The sequence below is a fragment of the Ruegeria sp. AL3 genome, assembly GCF_056536065.1.
Window position 1 is genome coordinate 34,397 of sequence record NZ_JBQFJG010000002.1, and the last position, 23,447, is coordinate 57,843.

21 protein-coding genes, 1 pseudogene and 1 riboswitch are annotated in these 23,447 nt (G+C 58.2%); of the genes and pseudogenes, 10 read left to right on the forward strand and 12 right to left on the reverse strand.

What is annotated here, in order from left to right:
• Positions 1 to 31 precede the first annotated feature (31 nt).
• The 9 genes and pseudogenes from ACR3E6_RS16530 (at position 32) to ACR3E6_RS16570 (ending at position 8,542) form a co-directional block, all read left to right on the forward strand.
• Complete coding sequence (locus ACR3E6_RS16530) at positions 32 to 1,069, forward strand: LacI family DNA-binding transcriptional regulator (protein ID WP_171723790.1); 1,038 nt, start codon at positions 32 to 34, stop codon at positions 1,067 to 1,069.
• A pseudogene (locus ACR3E6_RS16535) lies at positions 1,066 to 2,370 on the forward strand (GH1 family beta-glucosidase); the annotation flags it as partial. The gene ACR3E6_RS16530 and the pseudogene ACR3E6_RS16535, both read left to right, overlap by 4 nt.
• Positions 2,344 to 3,402, forward strand: coding sequence for a glucokinase (locus tag ACR3E6_RS16540; RefSeq protein WP_480489137.1), 1,059 nt, complete (start codon positions 2,344 to 2,346; stop codon positions 3,400 to 3,402). The pseudogene ACR3E6_RS16535 and the gene ACR3E6_RS16540, both read left to right, overlap by 27 nt.
• A gap of 31 nt (positions 3,403 to 3,433) precedes the next feature.
• Positions 3,434 to 4,360, forward strand: coding sequence for a carbohydrate kinase family protein (locus tag ACR3E6_RS16545; RefSeq protein ID WP_210092929.1), 927 nt, complete (start codon positions 3,434 to 3,436; stop codon positions 4,358 to 4,360).
• 16 nt (positions 4,361 to 4,376) lie between these two features.
• A complete protein-coding gene (locus tag ACR3E6_RS16550; RefSeq protein WP_171723793.1) occupies positions 4,377 to 5,042 on the forward strand; it encodes a D-lyxose/D-mannose family sugar isomerase in 666 nt (221 codons plus the stop codon).
• A gap of 99 nt (positions 5,043 to 5,141) precedes the next feature.
• A riboswitch (cobalamin riboswitch) is annotated at positions 5,142 to 5,338 on the forward strand.
• A 98-nt stretch (positions 5,339 to 5,436) separates the two neighbouring features.
• Positions 5,437 to 5,793 (forward strand): DUF1636 family protein, encoded by a 357-nt coding sequence (locus tag ACR3E6_RS16555; RefSeq protein WP_480488214.1) that lies wholly within the window; start codon positions 5,437 to 5,439, stop codon positions 5,791 to 5,793.
• The gene (locus ACR3E6_RS16560; RefSeq protein WP_480488216.1) at positions 5,790 to 6,563 is read left to right on the forward strand and encodes an ABC transporter ATP-binding protein; all 774 of its coding nucleotides are present in this window, start codon (positions 5,790 to 5,792) and stop codon (positions 6,561 to 6,563) included. The genes ACR3E6_RS16555 and ACR3E6_RS16560 overlap by 4 nt, the downstream gene beginning before the upstream one ends.
• 16 nt (positions 6,564 to 6,579) lie before the next feature.
• Positions 6,580 to 7,530 carry an ABC transporter substrate-binding protein gene (locus ACR3E6_RS16565; RefSeq protein ID WP_480488218.1) on the forward strand — a complete coding sequence of 317 codons (951 nt, stop codon included), beginning with the start codon at positions 6,580 to 6,582 and terminating at the stop codon, positions 7,528 to 7,530.
• A gap of 1 nt (position 7,531) precedes the next feature.
• Positions 7,532 to 8,542 (forward strand): FecCD family ABC transporter permease, encoded by a 1,011-nt coding sequence (locus ACR3E6_RS16570; RefSeq protein WP_171636159.1) that lies wholly within the window; start codon positions 7,532 to 7,534, stop codon positions 8,540 to 8,542.
• Positions 8,543 to 8,565: 23 nt separating this feature from the next.
• Here ACR3E6_RS16570 and ACR3E6_RS16575 read toward each other — a convergent pair whose 3' ends face one another.
• The 6 genes from ACR3E6_RS16575 to ACR3E6_RS16600 all read right to left on the reverse strand — a co-directional run bounded on the left by ACR3E6_RS16575 (position 8,566) and on the right by ACR3E6_RS16600 (position 16,977).
• The gene (locus tag ACR3E6_RS16575) at positions 8,566 to 9,345 is read right to left on the reverse strand and encodes an inositol monophosphatase family protein (RefSeq protein WP_209833881.1); all 780 of its coding nucleotides are present in this window, start codon (positions 9,343 to 9,345) and stop codon (positions 8,566 to 8,568) included.
• A gap of 266 nt (positions 9,346 to 9,611) precedes the next feature.
• Complete coding sequence (locus ACR3E6_RS16580; RefSeq protein ID WP_480488220.1) at positions 9,612 to 12,056, reverse strand: GcvT family protein; 2,445 nt, start codon at positions 12,054 to 12,056, stop codon at positions 9,612 to 9,614.
• Positions 12,057 to 12,064: 8 nt separating this feature from the next.
• Positions 12,065 to 12,946, reverse strand: a complete 882-nt coding sequence (locus ACR3E6_RS16585; protein WP_480488222.1) for a phosphotransferase — start codon at positions 12,944 to 12,946, stop codon at positions 12,065 to 12,067.
• A gap of 1 nt (position 12,947) precedes the next feature.
• Entirely contained in the window at positions 12,948 to 14,939 is a 1,992-nt protein-coding gene (locus ACR3E6_RS16590; RefSeq protein ID WP_171723797.1) for an ABC transporter permease, read from the reverse strand.
• On the reverse strand, positions 14,936 to 15,958 hold the full coding sequence (locus ACR3E6_RS16595) for a quaternary amine ABC transporter ATP-binding protein (RefSeq protein ID WP_480488224.1): 1,023 nt from the start codon (positions 15,956 to 15,958) through the stop codon (positions 14,936 to 14,938). Before ACR3E6_RS16595 ends, ACR3E6_RS16590 begins: the two co-directional genes overlap by 4 nt.
• 74 nt (positions 15,959 to 16,032) lie before the next feature.
• Positions 16,033 to 16,977 carry an ABC transporter substrate-binding protein gene (locus ACR3E6_RS16600; RefSeq protein WP_171364311.1) on the reverse strand — a complete coding sequence of 315 codons (945 nt, stop codon included), beginning with the start codon at positions 16,975 to 16,977 and terminating at the stop codon, positions 16,033 to 16,035.
• Positions 16,978 to 17,194: 217 nt separating this feature from the next.
• Between ACR3E6_RS16600 and ACR3E6_RS16605 the strand changes: the two genes are divergently transcribed.
• Complete coding sequence (locus ACR3E6_RS16605) at positions 17,195 to 17,968, forward strand: DeoR/GlpR family DNA-binding transcription regulator (RefSeq protein ID WP_171723799.1); 774 nt, start codon at positions 17,195 to 17,197, stop codon at positions 17,966 to 17,968.
• 4 nt (positions 17,969 to 17,972) lie between these two features.
• Here the strand turns inward: ACR3E6_RS16605 and ACR3E6_RS16610 are convergent, their stop codons facing one another.
• Genes ACR3E6_RS16610 through bioB form a run of 6 tightly spaced genes read right to left on the reverse strand, consistent with a single transcriptional unit; the run spans position 17,973 to position 23,352 of the window.
• A complete protein-coding gene (locus tag ACR3E6_RS16610; protein WP_171636172.1) occupies positions 17,973 to 18,728 on the reverse strand; it encodes a methyltransferase in 756 nt (251 codons plus the stop codon).
• Complete coding sequence (locus tag ACR3E6_RS16615; RefSeq protein WP_480488226.1) at positions 18,725 to 19,345, reverse strand: pimeloyl-ACP methyl esterase BioG family protein; 621 nt, start codon at positions 19,343 to 19,345, stop codon at positions 18,725 to 18,727. Before ACR3E6_RS16615 ends, ACR3E6_RS16610 begins: the two co-directional genes overlap by 4 nt.
• On the reverse strand, positions 19,342 to 20,628 hold the full coding sequence (bioA, locus tag ACR3E6_RS16620) for an adenosylmethionine--8-amino-7-oxononanoate transaminase (RefSeq protein WP_171723801.1): 1,287 nt from the start codon (positions 20,626 to 20,628) through the stop codon (positions 19,342 to 19,344). The genes ACR3E6_RS16615 and bioA overlap by 4 nt, the downstream gene beginning before the upstream one ends.
• Positions 20,625 to 21,245 carry a dethiobiotin synthase gene (gene bioD / locus ACR3E6_RS16625; protein WP_171636178.1) on the reverse strand — a complete coding sequence of 207 codons (621 nt, stop codon included), beginning with the start codon at positions 21,243 to 21,245 and terminating at the stop codon, positions 20,625 to 20,627. The genes bioA and bioD overlap by 4 nt, the downstream gene beginning before the upstream one ends.
• Positions 21,242 to 22,375, reverse strand: coding sequence for an 8-amino-7-oxononanoate synthase (locus ACR3E6_RS16630; protein WP_480488228.1), 1,134 nt, complete (start codon positions 22,373 to 22,375; stop codon positions 21,242 to 21,244). Before ACR3E6_RS16630 ends, bioD begins: the two co-directional genes overlap by 4 nt.
• Entirely contained in the window at positions 22,372 to 23,352 is a 981-nt protein-coding gene (bioB, locus tag ACR3E6_RS16635) for a biotin synthase BioB (protein WP_171636182.1), read from the reverse strand. The genes ACR3E6_RS16630 and bioB overlap by 4 nt, the downstream gene beginning before the upstream one ends.
• Positions 23,353 to 23,447 lie beyond the last annotated feature (95 nt).

Here is a 23,447-nt window from a genome sequence, read left to right on the forward strand (position 1 = left end):
CCACTCACTTTAAGGCGCTTTGAATCGTAAAATGAACCTGAAGCAGCTCTCGGAAGTTCTGGGCCTTTCGCAAACTACGGTCAGCCGGGCGCTGAACGGGTACCCCGAAGTGAGCGAGGACACACGTGCGCGCGTTCAAGCCGCGGCACGCAAACACGGGTACCGGCCGAACAGTCGCGCCAAAGGGCTTGCGACCGGACGATCGATGGTGATCGGCCACGTCATTCCCAGCTCGTCCCGGCATGAAATGGTCAACCCGATCTTCGGAGATTTCGTCGCCGGCGCCGCAAAGAAATACGCTGAACATGGCTATGACATGATGTTCACCAATGCCGACGACACTTCGATTGAAGAAGCGTATCGGAGTCTTTTTAAGCGCGGTGCGGTGGACGGAGTCGTGCTGCAAGGCCCTAAAGTAAACGAACCACGGATCGAAGTCCTGACCCGCATGGGCGTCCCATTCATCGTGCACGGACGCTCGACCGGCGTCGACGCTCAGTATGACTGGATCGACGTGAACAACAAAAGTTCGTTCATGCGCGCCACGCGCTTTCTGATTGACCTTGGCCATCGCCGTATCGCTCTGATCAACGGTCTGGAAGATATGGATTTTGCCCAACGCCGCCGCGACGGATATCTTGAGGCGCTTGGTCAGGCCGGGCTTGCGCCCGATGCAAATCTGATGCGCAGCGCTGAAATGACAGAGGTTTACGGCCATCACGAAACGCAGAACATGTTGCGCCTCGATTCCCCTCCGACCGCTATTTTGTGTTCATCGATGATCTCTGCCATCGGCGTACGGCGTGCGCTGTCCGAAAACGGGCTTGAGATGGGTACGGATGTGTCAGTGATCGCCCATGACGACGACCTGTCCTATTTGAAGAACGGGCAGGATGTTCCGATTTTCACGGCAACACGCTCATCCGTCCGTCAGGCGGGTGAAATGGCGGCTGACATGTTGATCCAGCGCATCAAATCCCCGAATGATCCCGTCAAAACCAGGCTGCTGGAGGCCGAGCTGGTCGTTGGTAGGTCAACCGGCCCTGCACCCAACAGGGTGCAACCATGAAATACGCACGCGCTGACTTTCCCAAAGATTTTCTCTTTGGTGTTGCCACTTCTGCGTACCAGATTGAAGGCCACGCACAGGGCGGGGCGGGGCGAACTCATTGGGATACCTTTGCGGCGTCGCCAGGCAACGTGGTGCGCGGGGAAAACGGAGACGTCGCATGCGATCACCTGAACCGGTTCGAGCAGGATTTCGATCTGGTGCGCGAGGCCGGGTTTGACTGTTATCGTTTTTCAACCAGCTGGGCACGCGTACTGCCCGACGGGCGTGGTCAGGTCAATCAGGCAGGGTTGGATTATTATGACCGATTGGCGGACGCCCTGCTGGAGCGCGGTATCCGCCCCTGTGTGACGCTTTATCATTGGGAATTGCCGTCAGCGCTTGCGGATCAGGGGGGATGGTGCAATCGCGACATCGCGGATTGGTTCGCGGATTATACACAGGTCATCATGGGTCGGATCGGAGACCGGATGTTCAGTGCCGCGCCGATCAACGAACCCTGGTGCGTCAGTTGGCTGAGCCATTTTGAAGGCCACCATGCGCCCGGTCTGCGCGATATCCGCGCCGCGGCCCGGGCGATGCATCACGTTTTGTTGGCCCACGGGCGGGCCATTCAGACCATGCGCAGTCTTGGGATGAGCAATCTGGGTGCCGTGTTCAACCTCGAATGGTCCGAGCCCGCGGATGACAGCGCAGATGCGCGGCTTGCGGCAGATCGCTACGATGCGATCTACAACCGGTTCTTCCTTGGCGGTGTTTTCAACAAGGAATATCCCCAAATAGCCCTGGAGGGGTTGGAGCCGCACTTGCCCAAGAGCTGGCAGAACGACTTTGAAACCATCGGCACACAAGTCGATTGGTGCGGGTTGAACTACTATACCCGAAAGTTGATAGCCCCGGCGGACACCGCTTGGCCCAGCCTGCAAGAGGTTCCCGGACCGTTACCCAAAACGCAGATGGGATGGGAAATCGATCCCTCTGCCCTAACCCGCTTTCTTGTCAGAGCAAGGAAAGACTATACGGGCGCCCTGCCAATCTATATCACCGAAAACGGTATGGCGAGTGAGGAGCGCGTGCAGGACGATGATCGTATCGATTATCTCGACAAGCACCTTGCGGCCGTACTGGACGCTTTGGCACAAGGTGTTCCGGTGAATGGCTATTTTGTCTGGTCGCTGCTGGACAATTATGAATGGGCCTTCGGGTACGAGAAGAGGTTTGGACTGGTGGACGTGGATTTCGAAACACTTGCGAGAACGCCCAAAGCGTCTTTCATGGCGCTGAAATCCGCCCTGTCCGGGGGTCAGAGTGTCTCTCAGCCGTTAGCGCAACCATTCGGTGCCGTGCATGAGCATTGGAACCTGGTTGCGGATATCGGCGGTACGAACACACGTCTGGGCGTTGTTACGAACGGAGAATTGGCAGATCTTCGGAAACACCCGACGGGGACATTGGAAGATCTGCTCGAGGCGTTCCATGACCTCAGGGACGAGATCGGAACCAACCCACAGGCCGTCGTAGCAGCCGGAGCCGGGCCGGTCAGGGACGGAACGATTCAGTTGACCAACGCGAACCTGGATCTTTCGGAAACCGAGCTGACGAAAGCAACAGGAGCAGAGCGCACTTTTGTCATAAATGATTTCACCGCTGCGGCGTGGTCAGTGGCCGAGGTGACTCGGTCGGATGTTGCGGTCTTGCAGGGTCAGGAGGCGCCGCCCGCAGGCACACGGCTGGTTGTAGGGCCCGGAACCGGGCTTGGTGTTGGTGCTTTGCTTTTTTCCGAAGGCAGGTATCACACGGTCTCCGGCGAAGGCGGGCACGTGGGCCTGTACCCGCGCCATCGCGACGAAGTTGATATCTTTGAGGCGGCACGTCGCATCGCACCGGGCTGTTTCTTTGGCGACAGCCTGGCGCTGGAAGCAGAAATGTTCCTGAGCGGAACCGGCCTGCCGATCCTGTATCAGGCGGTTGAATTGGCAGCCGGTCAGGCGCGGTCTCAGGCGCGCTCTGCAAAGGAAATTCTGAACGATGCCCGCAACGGTACCGATCTGGTCGCCGAAAAAGCCGCGCAGATTTTTACCACCCATCTGGGTGCTTTGATGGGTGATCTGGCGGTCACCTTGATGCCAGAGGGAGGCGTTTTCCTCGTCGGCGGCGTTGCCGAGAAAAACCGCTGGCTATTCAGCGACAACTTCAAGGATGCGTTCAACGGCGGCGGCCGCTTCAGCGACTTGCGCCGCTCCCTGAACCTTTACGTGTCTGAACAGGCAGAGTTCGGGATCATCGGCGCAAACAACTTCTGCAAGAACGCGCTGAGACAGCAACCAGACTGACCGAATTCTCTGTACCAAGAAGGAACAAGACATGATCCTGTGCTGTGGTGAAGCGCTGATAGATATGATTTCAGAACCGACCGCGTCGGGCGCAATTGGTTTTGTGCCACATACTGGTGGTGCAGTTCTGAACACAGCCGTCGCGATGGGACGTCTGGGTGTTCCGGTTGGGATGCTGACAGGTTTGTCATCGGACATGTTCGGCCAGCAACTGATCGATGCGCTGAAAGCGAGCCATGTGGACACGACACATGTCATCATCTCGGACCGCCCTACCACGCTTGCCTTTGTGCAGCTCTCGGATGGACACGCGTCTTACAGCTTTGTTGATGAAAACACCGCAGGCCGGATGTTGCTGCCCGAGGACATGCCCGATCAGCTTCCCGCTGTCTCTGCCCTGTATCTCGGCGGAATCAGCCTTGCGTGTGAACCTTGCGCAGATGCATATGCCGCCCTTCTGCACCGCCACGGTTCCGACCGTGCGGTGATGCTGGACCCGAATATTCGCCCGGATTTCATCAAGGATCAAACCCGGTTTCGGACGCGTTTGAACCGCATGATCTCGCGTGCGGATATCGTAAAGGTTTCAGACGAGGACCTGGATTGGATTATTCCGGGCGCTGAATCCGAAGCCGCGAAAGCGTCTGTGCTGTTGCAGGCGGGTCCTTCCGTTGTCATCGTCACGCGCGGCAGTGACGGGGCGCACGGTTACCTGGCGGATGGTTCCGAAGTTTCGGTTCCCGTGAAACCCGTTGAAGTGGTCGATACGATCGGCGCAGGTGACACGTTCAACGCCGGCGTTCTGACCGAGCTCAGCCGCGCAGGGCATCTGACCAAGTCAGGTCTTCGCGGATTGACGGTTGAAAGCCTGCAAGCAGCCATGGAACTGGGCGCTGACGTGGCGGCCGTGACCGTTTCCCGAGCCGGGGCAGAACCCCCCTGGGCGCACGAACTTTGATCTGTGGGACGGCATGATGAAACGATCCGAAATCAACCGTATCAAGACCCGGGCACAGGCGTTCATTCAGTCCTTCGGTGCCGTGTTGCCACCCTTTGCGGATTGGTCGCCCGAGAAAATGCGCAGCCCTCTGGCCGAAACGATCCGCAGCCGCGGGCTGGGATGGGACATTACCGATTACGCCCAGGGCCGTTTTGATGAACTTGGACTGTTTCTATTCACTTTGCGCAATGGTGAGGCGAAGGATCTGAAATCCGGGCGCGGGATGCTCTATGCGGAAAAACTGTTGATCTCGAAAGAAAATCAGCTTTCTCCGATGCACCGGCATATCATCAAGGCAGAAGACATCATCAACCGGGGCGGCGGCGATCTCGTTCTGGAAATCCATGCGTCGGATCCAAACGGTGGCGTCGACCGCGACAACCCGGTGACGGTCCCAAGCGATGCCTGCCCTGTAACCTTGCAACCCGAAGAGCACTTGCGGCTGAAGCCGGGGCAAAGCGTAACTCTGATGCCCGGCATCTGGCACGCTTTCTGGGCCGAGCGCGGCGATTGCCTTATTGGCGAGGTATCGACCGTGAATGACGACCGTACGGACAATGTGTTTGAAAAGCCAATCCCACGGTTTTCAAAGGTTGAGGAAGATACCGAACCGGATTTTCTTCTTGTATCAGACTATTGACACCGTTCGGTCCGGGCTGGCGCACCAGGATCGCTGGCTCAACCGTTGCAATTCCGTCCACCACCCTTTCGCCTGCCGCTTGACAAGTCAGGCGTAGCCGGACTAGCTGAGCGGGATGGTTCCGTAAGGGATGAAAATGGGAACACGGTGCGGCGCTGGAATGTGCCAAGTCCGTGACTGCCCCCGCAACTGTAAGCGGTGAGCGACGCCACTTCACCACTGACCCAAAAGGGTTGGGAAGGTCGGCCGAGCAACGACCCGCAAGTCAGGAGACCTGCCATCACACTATGAACCAACCCGAGGCGGGGCGTCTCGGAAGGAGGCTTGATGGCGCGTTTGCGTAATATCCGGGTATGTGCCCTCTGTCTGCATCTGGCAAACGACGGAGAAGGCAATGACCTGCTATTCTGATCACTACGTTCTGATCTGTTCAACATGTCAGGGGACGATGTCTGCCGAAGCCGCACAAGACGCGCTGGATGCCCGGTTGCCTGACGGTTTTGAAACCCGAATGGTGGCCTGCATGGCAGGTTGTGAACGGGCCATGACCGTCGGATTTCAGGCCCCGGGCAAAGCGCAGTACCTGTTTGGCGATATCACGACATCCCGCGATCTGTCTGCCTTGGTCGAATTTGCGATCCAGTTCGGCGACAGCGACAACGGCTGGACCAGTGCCTCGGACCGCCCCCCTGCCCTTTTCGCAAAGACCTTATCGCGAATTCCCGCGTTGCCTTTCGGGGGGTCATCATGAGTTTTCTGATTGCAGAGAATTTGGAATACTACGCGCTCAATGGCGACATCCTGTTGCAGGATGTGTCCTTTCGTCTGGAAGAAGGATCAATTCTGGCAATCGCCGGGCCGAACGGCGCCGGCAAAACCACTCTGCTGAAACTGCTGTGCGGGATTGAACGGATTGCGTTGGGCGATGTTTGGATAGAAGGACAAAGCCTTCGGACCCTGTCCGCCCGCCGACGTGCCCGCTCCATTGCTGTGGTCGGGCAGCAGGAAATGCCCGACGGGCGGATGCGCCTGCAAGACTACGTTGCGCTGGGGCAAATCCCGATTCAGGGCGAACGTTCGGTGGCTCAGCACAGGGCTGATCTTGAACGGGTGCTGACGACGACCGAGCTGTTGCATTTTGCCAACAAAACTATGGGTCAACTGTCCGGCGGAGAACGTCAGCGCGCACATATCGCGCGCGCGCTGGCCCAGAACCCGTCCTTGCTGTTTCTGGACGAGCCAACCAACCATCTGGACCCCGATGCCAAGGGGCACATGCTGTCTCTGGTCGCTGATCTGGGGGTAACGGTCGTCATGATCGTCCATGATCTGGTCATGATCCCGGAATTCGCCACCCATGTGGCGTTGATGAAAGCCACGCGCCTGACGGGGTTCGGGCCTGTTGGCGAAGTTCTGACCCCAGACCGGGTAAGTGAGACATTCGGCGTGGATTATCTGTGCTTTCAGCACGAAGGCCGCATGATCCCCGCACTGGACATCCGAAAACGGAAATTGTCATAATAACAGGAGCTTACATATGATGCAGAAACTCTGGCCGGTGGTTGTCTTCGCTGGCTTGGCAGGTGGCGTGGCAGCGGAAGCCGTCACCGTGGACAATTGCGGCGAACCGCTGGTTTTTGACTCGGCGCCGGAACGTCTGGTCGTGCATGATATGAACATGGCGGATATGGCCTTTGCACTCGGCCTTCAGGACAAGATCGTGGGACTTACCGGGATTTCGGGCTGGTACAAAACCAGCCCTGACTTTGATGCTCAGCGCGGCGACATCCCAGAGCTTGCCCCCAAATACCCGACGATTGAAAACCTTGTGGCCGTCGAACCTGATCTGTTTTTTGCCGGTTGGTACTATGGCATGAAACCCGGCGGAGATGTCACGCCCGACACGCTGGAACCCTTTGGTATCAAGACCATGATCCTGACCGAAAGCTGCGTGCATCTGGACGAGGATCGCCCCGAAGCCAGCATGAACCTGTTGTTTGATGACGTTCTGCGCCTGGGCAAGGTCATGCAGGTCGAAGACAAGGCCGAGGCGCTGGTTGCCGGCTGGAAGGACAAGTTGTCCGCCATTCAAGCAAAAACAGCCGATCTGGAAAAGCCGCGGGTATTCCTGTTGGACGGACCGGCCGATGCTCCGTTTACCGCCGGCAAGTTCGCCATTCCCGATGCGATGATCGCAGCCGCTGGCGGTGAGAACGCAACTCATGATCTGGATACCAGCTGGGGCCGCACGTCGTGGGAAGCTGTGGCAGCGGCTAACCCGGAATTTCTGGTGCTGCTCGACTATCAGTCCGGCAACGGCGCAGAGGACACTTTCCAGTTCCTCAAGGATCACCCGGTGATGTCACAAACGGACGCGGTAAAGAACGAGCGCTGGATTGGCCTGCGTTACGAAGAGCTGACTCCCGGCCCGGCAAATATCGAGGCGATCGAGAAGATGGCACAGGCGATGCACCCGGAGACCAACTGATATGGTCCAATTGGGCCGTTTGATAGTGCTGGGGGCGGTTGTTCTGACCGCCCTTTTGCTGTTGTCGATCGTCTATGGGACCACCCCAATCCCCGTGCGCGAAGTCTTTTCGGCCATCGGCCTCGGAACCGGTATGGTGGAAGGAGACATGTCGCCCTTGCACCGGATCGTCTTCGACCTTCGCCTGCCCCGCGCCCTGTTTGCCGCCGTGATTGGTGCGGGGCTGGGCGTCGTTGGTGTCGTTCTGCAAACAACGACGCGAAACGATCTGGCAGATCCGTTTCTGTTCGGTCTGTCCTCGGGTGCTGCTGCCGGCGCCGTTCTGGTGATCACCGTCACAGGGGATGTCCTGGGAATCTGGACGTTGCCGCTGGCAGCATTTTGCGGTGGCCTGATCGCGTCCGGCATTGTTCTGGCGCTGGTTCAGGGCTTGCGTACGAGCGCACCCGAAAAACTGATCCTGGCTGGCCTGGCGGTGTCCTTTCTGTTTTCCGCAATCACCAACTACCTTATTTTCTCCGGCGACAATCGCGCGGCTCATTCGGTGATATTCTGGATGCTTGGCGGCCTGGGACTGGCAAGATGGGAAACATTCCCGCTTGTCCTGATCGGACTGGGCCTGATCCTGAGCTATTCACTTTATCGCAGTCGGTGGCTTGACGCGCTGCTGACCGGGGATTTCACAGCCTCGTCACTGGGTATTCCCGTTCAAGGTCTGCGGTTCAGCATGTTTTTCGTTGCCGCTTTGGCGACGGCCAGTTTCGTTTCAGTTGCCGGTGTCATCGGCTTTGTCGGGCTGATGGTGCCTCATATTGCACGCGGCATCGCCGGTACTCTGCACCGAAACCTGCTGATTGTCTCGGCGATCGTGGGCGCGATTCTGCTGACATTGTCCGATATCTTGTCACGCCTTCTTCTGGCCCCGCAGGAGTTGCCCGTCGGAATCGTCACAACGTCAATAGGATCACTTTTTGTCTTTTTGTATTTGTTCAAATCTGATCGCGGAAGCTAGTTTTCCAAGGTTGCGCAACACTGTCATTTCTCAGCATTGATGAGGTCAAGCAGTTCAGCATGCAGTTCAGGGGTTGCGGCGGAAACGACCGCGCCATCTGAATCGAGGGCCAACGCATGCCCGTGCCAATCGGTCATCACTCCGCCAGCAGCCGTGATCAGAGGTGAAAGCGCCAGATAGTCATAAGGTTGCAGATCGTAATCCACCACAGCATCGACATGGCCCGAAGCAAGCAAGGCATGGGGGTAACAATCATAGGCAAATCGGCGCGTCTGCCCTGCATTCATCAACCGGTTGAACAGGTCAGGATGGTCGCAAAAAATCTTGTCGCCTTCATTCACATACAAAACCGAATGATCCAGACGCGTGGTGTGCGACACCTCTATCGGCCGCCCGTTCAGGCTGGCCCCGTTACCAACCACACCCAAATAGGTCTCATGCAAGGCCGGCATTCCGACCAGCCCCAACCGAGGGCGCCCATCCACAAGGTGCGCCAAAAGGAACCCGAACAAAGGATGGCCGGACAGAAACGAACGGGTTCCGTCAATCGGGTCAATCACCCACATATGACGCCCGTCGCCTGCTTCTTGACCGTGCTCTTCGCCAAAGATGCCGTGTCCGGGAAAATGCTGTTTCAGGTAGGTACGTACTTCTGCCTCAACTGCCTTGTCGGCCTGCGTCACCGGGCTTTCATCCTGTTTGAATTCAATGCCCAAAGACCCCCGAAAAAAATGCATCGCGGATTCCGAGGCAATATCAGCAATCTTCATCGCATGCTCAGTCAACGCATCTGGGGTTACCATTTCCGGTCCTTTCGGCTGAAGTCATCCAATCTCCGACGGATGAAAGGTTGTTTACCCTGAAAGCTGAATGAGAAGTCTTGCAGTTCAGTTTTCAGATGGGCATGAGGTGTGACAATACTGAAACTTTATCAATGGTTTATGGATCGGAACCCGTCAGATTCGACGAACTTTCGCACATTCGGGGCGGATTTGCCCTGTTTGCATGCTTTCCCCGTGTGTTCCGATCGCTGTGCGTGTGTCTGTTGGTCAGCTCTTGCACCCTCGGGTCAGGCCTTCACTCGGCTCATCTGCGGGTCGTAAAGCGGTTCCAGCGTCACTTCGCAAGGAACCCTCTGAGTGGCGACATCCAATTCATATGTCCCTGATGTGACGTATTGTGCGTCGACACCGTTGGCGTTTCGGATGTAACCGTAGCCGATCGACTTTCCGACGGTGTAACCATAGCCGCCCGAAGTCAGCCATCCGACCCTTTCGCCATTCCGATAGATCGTTTCACGCCCCAGAAGAACAACCTCGGGGTCAACCGTGAAACATGCCAGCATCTTCTTTACGCCGCCGGTTTTTTGCGCCTCAGAGGCGGCGCGCCCTTTAAAATCAATATTTTTCCGGAGTTTCACGGCCCAGCCCAAGCCGCTTTCGAACGGCGTATGATCCGGCCCGATATCCGAGCCCCAGGCGCGATAGCCTTTTTCAAGACGCAGCGATTCAATTGCCCTGTAGCCCGCATTGATCAAACCATGCGGGCGCCCTGCCTCCGCCAAGGCGTCATACACGGTCTGTGCATATTCCACCGGCAGGTGCAGTTCCCAGCCCAGCTCACCCACATAAGTCACGCGCAGCGCCTTGACCGGGCACCCCGCGATCCCGATGGTGCGGATCGTGCCAAACTTGAATCCGCTGTTCGAGACGTCATCGCGCGTCACCGCCGCCAGAATCTCACGCGATTTTGGCCCCATCAATGACAGAACCGCATTCGATGAGGTGATATCGAACAGCTGGCAATTCATGCCCTCGGGAATGCTGCGGTTGATCCAGTCGAAGTCATGGGTGGCATAGCCGGTGCCGGTGACGATATAGAACTCATCATGGGCTACGCGCCCAACAGTCAGGTCACACTCGATCCCGCCCTTGTCGTTCAGCATTTGGGTATAGACAAGCGCACCAACCGGCTTGTCCACATCATTGGCACAGATCCAGTTCATCGCCGCCAAAGCATCCGGGCCCTTGAGGGCGAATTTGGCGAAAGAGGTCTGATCGAACAACACAGCCGCTTCGCGTGCCGCTTTATGTTCGCGCCCGACAGCATCGAACCAGTTCTGGCGGCCAAAGCTGTATTCATCCTTGGGCACCTCGCCCTTTGACGCGTCCGCGTACCAGTTGGGGCGTTCCCAGCACAGTTTCTCGCCAAAACACGCGCCCTGCTTTTTCAGCGTGTCATAAAGCGGCGATTTTCGGCAGGGGCGGCCCGAGTCATGTTCCTCATGCGGCCAACCCATCGTGTAGTGTTTGCCATATGCCTCGACAGTACGGGTGCGAACCCAGTCGGTGTCGAAATGCGGGCGGCCAAAGCGGCGGATATCGGCAGACCACAAATCGAAGGGCGGCTCACCCTTGTGCACCCATTCCGCCAGCGCCATGCCCGCACCGCCGCCAGCGGCGATGCCAAAGGCGTTGAAGCCCGCGCCGACGAAGAAATTGTTCAATTCGGGCGCTTCGCCAATGATGAAATTGCCATCGGGCGTGAAACTTTCTGGCCCGTTGGTCAGGGTTTTCACCCCTGCGTTTTCCAAAGCAGGCACCCGACCCAGCGCCAGTTCCATCAACTGCTCGAAATGGTCAAAATTACTGTCGAGAAGGGTATAGTGGAAACCTTGCGGAATACCTTTGGTGGCCCAGGGGATCGGGTTCGGCTCGTAGCCGCCCATGACCAGCCCGCCTACTTCTTCCTTGTAATAGGTCAGCCGGTCGGGGTCGCGCAGGGTCGGCAGGTTACCGGGCACGTCGAAAGGTTCTGTCACCATGTACTGGTGCTCCATCGGAACCAGAGGAACGTTGACGCCAAAGCGGCTGGCAAAGGTGCGGGACCATTGCCCGGCGCAACAGATCACCTTTTCACACTCGATCCGACCTTGTTCGGTGATTACCGCACGAATTTTGCCATCTTCGATCTCGATATCGGTGACTTTGGTATCTTCGAATATCTTCGCCCCGGCCATGCGGGCGCCCTTGGCCAATGCCTGCGTGATATCTGATGGATTGGCCTGACCGTCTGTCGGCAGGTAAGCTGCGCCGATCACGTCCGAAACATCCATCAAGGGCCAAAGCTCCTGCGCCTCGGATGGGGTCAGAAGCTGCATGTCCAGACCAAAGGAATGCGCCGTTGTGGCCTGGCGTTTCACCTCGGTCCAGCGCTCTTCGTTGCAGGCCAGACGCAAGCCGCCGTTCATCTTCCAGCCAGTGCCAAGCCCTGTTTCCTCTTCGATCTCGTTGTACAGATCGACGGAATAACCCAGCAATTGCGTAATATTGGCGTTTGAACGCAACTGTCCCACCAGCCCTGCGGCGTGGAAGGTTGTGCCCGAGGTCAGTTTCTTGCGCTCCAGCAGCACCGTATCCGTCCAGCCCAGCTTGGCCAGGTGATAGGCGGTCGAGCAGCCGATGATCCCGCCACCGATAATGACGGCTTTGGCTGTTTTCGGAAGGTCGGTCATGTCTGTCCTCAGGTATTTTTGAAATCGGTAAGGGCTGCGCGGAACCGCGCCAGGTTTTCAGCTGTGTAGGCTGCGTAATCAAAGTCGATATCCGAGGTGATCTCGGACACCATGCTCCACATGGTTTCCCGCAGCAGCGAGGCGCATTTCATCGCCGTATAGCGGTGGCGCAGGTCGTCGGTGACGGGGGTCTGGAAATAGGTTGCCAGCATCCAGTCTTCCTGTTCGGGGGAAAGCCCGTTATTCGAGGCCAGTCCGCCCAGATCAAACAACGGCGAGTTGAACCCGGCATAGTCGAAATCGATCAGCCACAAGCGGGTGCCATCATCCAGAAAATTGCCGCAGAGCAGGTCGTTATGTCCGAACACGATGTCATACGGCCCTGCCTCATGTTCCAGGTGCGTGCCTGCGTCGATCAGATCGGGGATCAGCTTTACATGGGCGCTGCCATTCTCGGTCAGCGTTGCGGCATAGTCCCGGATGACGTGGAACACCCAGAATACCAGCGATGGCCCACGCAGGTGTTTCGGCACTTCGACATGACAGGCTTTCACCAATTCCAGAACACGGGGCAGCATGTTCGGATGGCGAACATCTTCTTCCGTCAAGGTGCGGCTTTCGATGAATTCCAGCACAGTCAGATCGCCCGAGGAATGCAGCACGGCAGGCGACAAACCCGCCGCATGGGCGGCTTTGCTGGCGGCCAGCTCATTGAACCGCATCACCTGATGCAGGGGGATGTCGTCGCCTACACGCACCACATAAGACCCGCTGCCATCCGTGACCTTGTAGTTCACATTGGTTATGCCACCGGTCAACGGAGCGGCCTCGATCTCTCCCTGCCAGATCGGCAGAGCGCGGATGCGGGTCATCAGGTCGGGATGGCTCATATCAACTCTCCAGTCCAAAGCGGATGCGGGCCTGACGGGCACTGGCATTGATCAACCGATCGGCGATGATGGCGATGAAGGCAATCGACAGGCCGGCCACCAGACCGCGGCCGGTATCGGCCTTGGTCAGGGCGATATAGACCTCCTGCCCCAGATCGCGGGTGCCGACGAGGGCGGTGATCACCAGCATCGACAGCGCCAGCATGATCGTCTGATTGACGCCCAGCAGGATTTCAGGCAACGCCATCGGCAGGCGGATATGGCGCAGCAATTGCGTACGGGTGCAGCCGGAAACCAAACCGGCTTCAATCAGTTCCTCACTGACCGAGCGCACGCCATGGGCGGCATAACGGACCGCCGGGGCCAGCGCATATAGAACGATGGCAATCAGGGCGGTGAAATCGCCAACCCGGAACAGCATGACGACAGGGATCAGGTAAACAAAGCTGGGCAGGGTTTGTAGCGTGTCGATCAGCAGGTTGATGGCCGTCCCAGCGCGTTTGTTCAGTGCCGCCAGAACACCCAGAGGCACCCCGATCAGCGTCGCCAGAGTGACAGATGCGCCGCACAGATAGACCGTCACCATCGCCTTGGACCACAGGCCCGACACAAGGATCAGAGAGGCCATTCCTCCGCACAACAGTGCCAGACGCCAGCCGCCCGCGTGCCAGCCCAACAGGGTCAGCATTGCAATGACCCATGGCCACGGGATGCCCAGCAGAACCGTTTTGATCGGGATCATAAACCAGGTCAGGAAGAAAACCTTGATGGCCTCGAACGTGTCGAAATAATTTACGTTCAGGTATTCGACCGTGTTGTCCCAGAACGCGCCGGTGGTGATGGTCTGGCTTTCAGGATATTCCAACAACAGAGGCGAGAACTGTCCCAGCACCCAGGTCAGCAGCATCAGGACCACAACCAGAACCGTCCGGCGATGACGCGCGATCCACGAGCCGGGGACCTCATGATGCACCTGCCCCATCCGTTCGGCAAAGGCCTGGCTCAGACGGTCGACGGCGATGGCCAGAACCACGATGGCGATGCCGGCTTCGAACCCTGCCCCAATGTCCAGACGGCGCAGCGCGGCGAGGACGTCAAAGCCCAGCCCCCCAGCTCCGATCATCGAGGCGATGATGACCATGTTCAGGGTCAGCATGATCACCTGATTGACGCCCACCATCAGGCTGTGGCTGGCCGAGGGCACCAGCACGCGCCACATCAACTGCCGCCGGGTCGTGCCCGCCATGCGTCCGAAATCCAGAATCTCAGGATCCACACCTTTCAGCGCCAGCGTTGTGATCCGCACCATCGGCGGGGTCGCATAGATGATCGTCGCGACCAAGGCAGAGATCGGGCCAAAGCCAAACATGAACAGGATCGGCACCAGATAGGCAAATATCGGGATTGTCTGCATCAGGTCCAGGATTGGTGAGATGATCTTTTCAAAAAGCGGATGGCGATAGGCGAGAATGCCCAACAGCAACCCTCCGCCCGCGCCAATCGGCACCGCGATCAGGACCGAGGCCAGCGTCACCATGGCGCTGTCCCATTGTCCGAAAACTGCAAGATAGACGAAGCAGGCCCCGACCAGAGCGGCCAATCCCCAGTCACGGCAGTATTGCCCCAAGGCGACAACGGCGGTGATGACCACGATCCAGCTGATCGCAGGCAGGATGACCTGCGCGTCATTTCCCTGACCGCTGACAAAGCCGTCGGCCAGCAGAGCCAATACCAGATTATAGGGCTGCTCGATCAACCACGCGATGGCGCGGGTGACATCGGTGAAGGACACTGGCCCGATGGCGGCATCCTCGATCAGCCATGTCATCGCCGAGGAAATGTAGGTTTTGAACGGGATCACCCAGGCCGAAGGGAACTTGGTCAACCAGCGCGCATCCAGCGCCTTGCTCAAATCACGACCGAAATAGCCAAGCACGATGGTGACCAGAACAAGCAGCAGAATGGCCATCTGGCTGCGGGTCAGGCGGATCATGCCATGTCTCCGCCGCCGAACAGCACATGCGCAACGGCCTTGCGGTCAATCGCTCCGACGGGCTGGCCCTCTGCATCCACGACGGGGATCGGCGCATCTGCCGCGATAATCCGTTCCGCCACGTCCGAGATGCGCGTGGATTGAGAGATCGGATCGCCCTCGCCCACAGCGCCGCAGGTCATGACACCGCCGACGGTCAGGACCTTTGAACGGGGAATATGTTTCGTGAATTCAGCCACATAGTCGGTGACCGGGTGCATCACCAGCTCTTCCGGCGTGGCGATCTGGATCACCTCTCCGTCCTTCATGATGGCGATGCGGTCGGCCAGGCGAACGGCCTCTTCGAAATCATGGGTGATGAAAACGATGGTCTTGTGTAACCGCTCCTGCAACCGCAGGAATTCATCCTGCATCTCGCGCCGGATCAGCGGATCGAGGGCCGAGAACGGCTCGTCCAGAAACCATAGATCAGGCTCGGTCACCAAGGAACGGGCAATGCCGACGCGCTGTTGCTGGCCGCCGGACAGCTCACGCGGGTAATAATCCTCGCGCCCCTTCAAACCGACCAGTTCCACCACCTCGCGGGCCTTGGCCTCGGCTTCGGGTCTGGGCGTGGCCTGAATCGTCAACGGAAACATCACATTCTGCAAAACGGTCAGATGCGGCAGCAACGCGAAATGCTGGAACACCATGCCCATCTTATGACGCCGGATTTCGATCAGCTCATTCTCGCTGGCGCGCAAGAGGTCAGCATCGTCGAACAGAACTTCTCCGGCGGTTGGTTCGATCAACCGGGACAAGCACCGTACCAGAGTGGATTTGCCGGACCCTGACAGGCCCATGATGACGAAAATCTCACCTTCCGAGATCTCGATATTGGCGTTGCGCACTGCGCCGATCACGCCTGCCTTGCGAATTTCTTCTGCCGTAGGTTCGGGGGTTGTCCGCAGCAACCGATCTGCGTTGGGGCCATAAAGCTTCCAGACGTTTCGGCACGACAGTTTGGTCTTGGGGGGCATCAGGGTGGTCCGGTTCGTTCGCGAAAAAGGCCAGAGCGGTCCGAGAGAGCGGCAGGCCCGCTCTGGCCAGTGGATTACTTCGAGATCCAGCCAGACCAGCGGTCTTTGTTGGTCTCCATCCACTCTGCAACAACGCTGTCGATTTCCACGCCGTCCAGATCGGCCTTGCCAACCATGGCGCTCATTTCATCATTGTTGATTTTGTAGGCTTCGATGATGTCATAAGCGCCCGGCCATTTTTCTTGCAGGCCAGACCAGGCTGCTTTCCAGATCGGGCCACGCGGCTTGCCGCAATCATAGGCCATGTTCGGGTTCACACCAACCGAAGGGTCGCTGTAACACTCTGGCGTAAATGGCGGAAACTCGACAAACTCGCCTTCGTATTTCGCCGGCGCCCAATGTGGGACATAGACCCACAGAACAATTGGATCCTGCCTTTGATAAGCGGATTCCAATTCTGCAAACAGGGCCGCGTCGGTGCCCGCATGGACGACTTCGAAATCCAGTTCAAGCGCTTCGACACGCTCGTCATCGAAGCCACCCCAGGTCACCGGGCCGCCGACATAACGCCCGTTCGGAGCAGTTTCCGCCGTCGCGAATTCCTCGGCGCAGTCTTTCAGCGCCTCCCAATTCGGCAATCCCGGGCACCGTTCCTTCATGTAGCTGGGATACCACCATTCTTCGATCGCCATCAGGCCGGTTTCGCCGACATTGACAACCTTGCCGGTGCCGGTTGCCTCGTCCAGCGCTTCGCGCCCGGTGGTTTCCCAGATTTCCATTGCCAGATGCAAGTCACCCGTTTTCAGACCGGCGAATTGAGCAATGTAATCCGCCTGAACATATTCAACGTTGTACCCGGCTTCTTCCAGGATCGAACCCATGATCTTGGTATTGATCAACTGCCCCGACCAGTCGTGCAGCGTCAGTTTGATTGGGTCCGTGGACTCAACAGCCCATGCAGTTGTTGCGGCTCCGGCGGCCATGAGGGCCAGCGCGGAAATTCCCATTTTACAATTCATAACACCTTCTCCCTGTCGTGATTTTTTTTGATGAATCGGTGGTATTGAGTATAGACGACCACATCGTGGGGTTTTGTGTCAATAAAAACCACGTAAAGCCACATAAATTCCTGCTCGAGGCAAGTTTTAACGGCTTCTCTTTGGTAAAACGTTGCTTTATGTGGGTATTGTGGTATGGCTTAACGTCCCTTATGACGATGCCATCAGAGCGCGAAACATGAACCTGCCGACCACAAACCAACGAGAAGAAGAAATCCTGCGCGCCCTTTTTCGCGCGGGCGGTTCGTGCCGCGTAAGTGTTCTGGCGAATGAACTTGGGGTCAGCCTGGAAACCATTCGGCGAAACGTCCGCAATCTGGAAGAGCGCGGCATCGTGCGCAAGGTCCATGGCGGGGTTCATCTTCTCGAAGACATTCTGGAACCGTCGCTGCAAAGCCGCCTGGACAAGAAGGTTGACGCGAAAGAGAAGCTGGCGAAGGCGGTTGCCGAGGTCATCAGTGACGGAGACTCCGTTTTCCTCGATATCGGCTCTACTACCGCTTATGTGGCGCAGGCACTTTGCAACCACAGTGACCTCTTTGTCGTGACGAACTCGGTTTTTGTTGCTCAGGCATTGGCTTCAAGAAACAACAACCGGGTCTTCATGGCTGGTGGCGAGCTGCGGTCGCACGATGGGGGCGCATTTGGTATTGAAGCTCAGGACCTGATCAAACGTTTGAACGTCCGTTTCGCCGTTCTTTCAGTCGGGGCGGTCAATGCGGACCCGGGCTTTATGCTGCACGACCTGCAAGAAGCAAACCTGGCCCGCGTCGCCATTCGAAACGCACAGGTCCGCATTGTCGTGGCCGATGGCGAAAAGCTGGGAAAGCGCGCGCCGGTCACATTGGAACCTGCCGACAAGATCAATCTGTTCTTTACCGATGTGAACCCGCCCGAGGACATCTGCCAGATGCTGTCGGCAAATGAAATCGACCTTGTCGTCGCCGAATAAGCGCCTAACGCTTTTCGGCAATGACCCAAACCGGGTGGTAAGTCAGAGGAACCCTGCCGTCTTCTCCGAACTTTTGCACGTAGTCAGCTTCGAACCGGGCCAAGGTGGACCGGGTCCATGCACCCTGAGCCCGGCCATTTACCCCTGTACTGCGCAAATGCTTCAGCACATCTCTGGGTGTGTCAAAATAGGATGGCCGAACACTTTGGCCAACCGTCAGAATCTTGAACGGCCCATCTATGGCGGTTGCAAGGGCGTCAGGCAGGCATAGGCCCGGTGCACGGGCTGTCGATCCGATTTGCGCAAGCTCTTGATATTGCAATGGACCAAACCCGGAAATCGCCAGCCACCCTCCGGGTTCAAGCGCCTCGGCAACCTGTTGCAGCAAACCGGCCGGATCCTCCATCCATTGGATCATCGAGGCCGATGCGACCAAATCCAGCTTTGCAGGCCATTCGACCAGGCGGACGTCTCCGTCAACGAAAGCCGCATTTTCCGCATCTGCCGTCGCCCGAGCCTGCGGCGCGATATCGTTCAGGTGAAGATCGGGAAGATCAAAGTTCTGCCGCAGCAACCGGGTCAGATGGCCAGTGCCGCATCCCAGCTCGAACGCCACATCAAACCGGTTCGGCGCGCCAACCCGGCGCATCTCGGAAACCAGCTTGCGGGCAACCCAGGCCTGCTGGCTGGCTGTATCGTTGTAAGTCTGGAAGCTTCGGCTGAAGCTTCGCTGCACCTTGTCTGCCAATTGCGCGGTCATGACATCCACTCCGCCCAGCTTTGCCCCGGTTGGAAAGGTACATGCGGAGCAGCGACGCCCTTGACCACATCCAGGGTCGCGGCCCAGGCAATCCTTTGAGCATTGGACGGAATGATCCGGTCCCGCTCTGATATCCAAACCCGATCAAAGCCGGGATCAGGCGCCGAGCCGCGTTCGATTACCGCGTGAAGTTCCTTTCTTGCCTGCTCGATGTCCAGTTCAGGTATGTCAGCAGACAGTCCGGCGCGTCGGCAAAACTTGACGAAACTTGCCGAAGACAGCTGATCCGCCGTGGCCCGGACAATATCGGGCGCGATGCCCCGGCCTGCGCAGGCAGGATGCAACGTACCGCTGACGGCAACCAGCCGGTCAGGGCGAAACCCTGTGCTGGCCAACCAATGGGCCGCGGATGCGACGCCGAAAGAGAACGCAAGCATTTCGACTCGGTCATACCCGGCCAGATCGGGCAAGGGATCATCGAGCCGGGTATAGTCATCCACCAGCAGAACAGATCCGCCTCCGGTCAGCCCGCGGAACGGGGCAAAACCCAGCGCCCACCCCCCGAAGACCAGTGTCAGCTTGCTGTCATCCGATTGCGCCAGCCACTGGTGTCTCATTGCTTCCCCCCGGCCAAAGCGACCATCGCGCTGGTGATCCGGCCGAGCTCATCAGGTGAAACAATGTAAGGCGGCATACAATAGATGTTGCGCGCAAAGGGGCGCAGCCACACTCCGGTTTCAGGGGCCAGCCGATGAGCGACCGAAGGATCAACCGTTTCCTTCATTTCAATAACGCCAATGGCGCCAAGAACCCTGACATCTGCAACGCCCGGCAAACTGCGCGCTGGCTCCAGTTCGGTCCGCATCTGGCGTTCGATATCAGCCACCTGGCGTTGCCAGTTCCCCTCGGCCAGAAGTCTGAGGCTGGCCGAACCTGCGGAACAGGCCAGAGGGTTGGCCATATAGGTCGGGCCGTGCATGAACACTCCGGCCTCACTGTTGCCAATGCCATACGCCACCTGCCTGCTGGTCACGGTAGCAGCAAACGATATATGCCCCCCGGTCAATGCCTTACCCAGACAAATAATATCCGGGGTTATGCCCGCATGATCGGTGGCGAACAGCTTGCCGGTTCGGCCAAATCCGGTTGCGATCTCGTCAAAAATGATCAGCACGTCATGGGCATCGCACATGGCGCGTGCCGCGCGCAGCCATTGGGGATGATAGAAATACATGCCCCCGGCGCCTTGAACCACGGGTTCAAGGATCAGGGCCGCGAGGTGATCGCCCTTTTCGGCCAACAGTCGTTCCAGCGCCTCCAATCCGTTCAACGCGCTATCTTCGGGCCAGTCATCCCCCAACCGAACCTGGGGACGCGGCAGGAAGTGCTGGATCGACAAAGCCCCCCGGAACAGCCCGTGCATACCCGTCACAGGGTCACAGACGCTCATCGCTTTCCACGTGTCACCGTGATAGCCGCCCCGAATTGTCGCAAATTCGAATTTGCGGGTGCGGCCATGGGCCATTTGATACTGCACCGCCATCTTCATCGACACTTCGACCGAAACAGACCCACTGTCGCAATAGAAAATGCGGTCCAGCCCTTCGGGCAACATGTCGACCATCCTGCGCCCCAGATCAATGGCCGGATGGTGCGTCAGCCCTCCGAACATCACATGAGGCATCTTGTCCAGCTGGGACTGCATGGCGGACGTAATTTCGGGATGCTTGTGGCCGTGGATGGCGCACCACCATGACGACATGGCGTCTATCATCTTTGCGCCGTCCTCCCGATAGAGATACACGCCCTCGGCCCGGTCGATGAGATGCATCGCGCCGGGATCGGCCACGTTGGTATAGGGATGCCAAAGGTGGTTGGCGTCAAACTCCAGCGGGGTCACAGAAACCTCCGTATGGTCGCCACGTCTATGGACGAGAAGGCATCTGACAAGCTTTGCTGCGTCAGGTCTCCAAGATAAGGCAGGCGTCCGAGGTGTCGCACCTTGCTCATTTCGACGATGGTTTGTTCCACGTCGGGCTCCGGATCTCCGACAAAGGCAACGCCGACCACTTCGCACCCAGCGCCTCGGAGTGCCATCAGGGACAACGTAGTATGGTTGATCGTTCCCAACGCCGTGCGCGCGACCAGAACGACCGGGGCCTGCCATTGGGCAATCAGATCCAGATAGTAGGATTTGCGGTTCAGAGGCACCATCAGCCCCCCTGCCCCTTCCACAACCAGCGGCCCCTCAACCTGCGGCAGCGCTAGCCGGGACAGATCGATCTCTATACCCATATCTTCGGCAGAAAGATGGGGTGAGGCGGGCATGTTCAGGCGATACGCCTCGGGCAACACGTCCACGCCGGACAAGGTGCAGACGGTTTCCGTGTCCGTTGCATCCTCGAGCCCCGATTGAACCGGCTTCCAGTAAGTGGCGTTCAGGGCCGCCGTCAGGCCAGCCGAAAAAACTGTTTTTCCGACGCCCGTGTCGGTTCCGACAATGACCAGAGCGCTCATGCGGCCTCCGACTGATGGCTGGAGATGGTTGCAAACAGGGCCGAAATGTCCTCAGGACTGACATTCCCGGTGATCGAGACGCGTAGACGGGATGTGCCTTTCGGAACGGTAGGCGGGCGAATGCCGCGAATGTCAAACCCCTGATGTTGCAAAGCCTGTGCCATCGCCATCGTGCGGGCCTCGTCCCCAAGAACGACGGGAATGATCTGGCTGTTCAAGGCCGCGTCAGGCAACCCAGTTTCACGGGCTGCATCATGTGCATGGCGCAGACGTTTGAGTGCAGCAGTGACCAAATCGTCATTCCCGGCCAGTTCACGCAGGACGGCCCGTACCAGCGCAGCATTCAGAGGGGACGGCGCCGTTGCAAAGATAAAGGGCCGTGCGCGGTTGATGAGGGTATCGATCATCGCCCGCGGGCCACAGATCAGCCCGCCGGAAACTCCAAGCCCCTTGCCGCAGGTGTGCAGGGTCAAAAGGTCAGCGTTCAGATCATGCGCCAGACCTTTGCCATTTGCCCCGAAAACGCCGGTTGCGTGCGCCTCATCCACGATCAGAACAGCTTGGGCTTCACGCGCCAGACATGACAAATCTTCCAGCGGAGCCAGATCGCCCTCCATGGAATAGACGCTTTCAACGGCAATCCATACCTGACCCTGCCCACCAGCGGATCGCCATTCGGTCAGAACGTTGCGCGCATCCGCGGCGTCGTTGTGACGGAAAGCGCGCAGATCCGCTCGGCTGGCGCGCATCCCTTCATGGGCGCTGGCGTGAACCAGTTCGTCATACAAAACCAGATCCCCGGCAGCCGGCAGGGTGGAAAAGATTGCCTGATTGGCCTGAAACCCCCCGCCCATGAACAATGCGGCCTCGGCCCCAAAGAACGCAGCTGCTTCGTGTTCCAGCGCCTCATGCTCGGGGTGATTTCCCCGCAGCAGCCGCGAGCCACCCGAGCCCACGGGCACGCCGCGCGCCAGCGCGGCCTGTGCGGCCTCTTGCAACAGGCTTGACCCGGCCAAGCCCAAATAGTCGTTGGACGCAAAATCCAGCCCGCGCGCCGGGATCAAAACCCGGCGGCGGTGCCGGGCTTCCAGCGCACCCAGCATGGATTCCAGTCGTTCGACTGCTTTCATTCGGCGGCTTCCGTGCGTTTATGGTCTTCAGCCGTTTCGGCCTGAAGGCCCAGTTTTGCAAACAGGATCGAGTCGGTGTCTTCTTCGGGGTTTTCCGCCGTCAAAAGAGTTTCACCGACAAAGATGGAATTTGCTCCGGCGAAGAAGCACATCGCCTGCATCTCGTCGCTCATGTCGCTGCGCCCGGCGGACAACCGAACATAGGCTTTGGGCATCAGGATGCGAGCGGTTGCGATGATCCGCACAAAGTCGATTGGATCAACCGGTTCCGCATCAGCCAGCGGGGTATCCGCCTGTGGCATCAGCATGTTGATCGGCACCGAATCCGGCGGCGGGGTCATGTTGGCCAAAGTCAGCAACATATCGATACGGTCGCCAGTGTGTTCACCCATCCCCAGAATACCACCCGAGCAGACCTTGATCCCGGCTTCTTGCACCCGGGTCATCGTGTCGATCCGGTCCGCGAAAGTACGGGTTGTGATCACTTCGGAATAATAGCGTTCGGACGTGTCGATATTGTGGTTGTAATAGTCCAACCCGGCATCGCGCAGCTGAACGACCTGGGTGTCATCCAGCATGCCCAGCGTCATGCAGGTTTCCATGCCCATCGCCTTGACGCCTTCCACCATGGCAACCAGGGCAGGCATATCGCGCGGCTTGGGCTCGCGCCAGGCGGCCCCCATGCAGAACCGGGTCGCGCCACCGTCGCGGGCCTTTTTGGCCTCGGCCAGTACACGCTGAACCTCGATCAGTTTCGATGCAGGCAGGGTGGATCCGTTGCGGGCCGATTGCGAGCAATAAGCGCAATCCTCGGCGCACCCGCCGGTTTTGATCGACAACAGCTTAGAGGTCTGGATCTTGTTCGGATCAAAGTTCTCGCGGTGCACGGTCTGTGCCCGGAACAGAAGGTCCATCAACGGGAGGTCATGAACAGCTTGCGCAGACTTTCGGGTCCAGCCGGAATGAGGGATGATCATTTTATCTATAAAACTTCCTGCAGCTTGCGTTGCCGAGGATTTATTATCGATAAAATCTGAAGGCGCAACCGTGTTGGCGCAAACGATCCCAAATC